The sequence below is a fragment of the Acinetobacter sp. 1566109 genome, from assembly GCF_000582255.1.
GTDB classification, from domain to species: domain Bacteria; phylum Pseudomonadota; class Gammaproteobacteria; order Pseudomonadales; family Moraxellaceae; genus Acinetobacter; species Acinetobacter nosocomialis.
In genome coordinates this window covers 1-642 of sequence record NZ_JEYB01000220.1, presented here as the reverse complement: position 1 = coordinate 642, position 642 = coordinate 1, and the positions used below count along the sequence as shown (strand labels likewise).

The 642-nt window shown below is 33.5% G+C and carries 1 protein-coding gene; it reads left to right on the top strand.

Annotation, left to right across the window (positions count from 1 at the left end):
- Positions 1 to 20: 20 nt before the first annotated feature.
- Positions 21 to 248 (top strand): helix-turn-helix domain-containing protein, encoded by a 228-nt coding sequence (locus J582_RS25510; protein ID WP_005094613.1) that lies wholly within the window; start codon positions 21 to 23, stop codon positions 246 to 248.
- The last annotated feature ends 394 nt before the right edge of the window (positions 249 to 642 follow it).

Below are 642 nucleotides of genomic sequence, written 5' to 3'. Positions count from 1 at the left end.
TGATTTAACTAGGAAATTTTATGATTATCTCAAACTTGGCGGTTTTATTAGCAGAAAGGAAACTTAAGGTTGCTGATTTGGTGAGAAGTACTGGAATTAATAAATCTACTTTGCATAAACTTTATAATGATGAATCTGTACGGATTGATTTTGAAACCATTGATAAAATTTGTATTGCATTAGATGTAGAAGTGGGCGATTTATTGATTTTTAAGAAAATTGATAATAATCAAAATGATAATAGCTAGTTTGGTCACAAATGGTCACATCAAAAAGTGAAATGGTCACAAATCTTTGATCGTTTGGTAAAAAACACCTTGTTTGGAAGAGAACAGGGTGATTTTTTGCTTTCAAAAAAGCTCTGAAAGTGGTGATCGATTGAGGACATTTAAGGTTAATTGAGGCCATTTTTATTGTCGTGGGCACGCCATGGTCACATCTTGGTCACAAAATACAAATTACATTAAGAATATTTTTTATTGAATCGAATAACAAAGGAAGAAGAGTTTTTAAAAAATATAATAAAATCAACAAGAAAAAAGCCCCAATCTTTCGATCAGGGCTTTTTGAATCTGGAGCGGGAAACGAGACTCGAACTCGCGACCCCAACCTTGGCAAGGTTATGCTCTACCAACTGAGCTA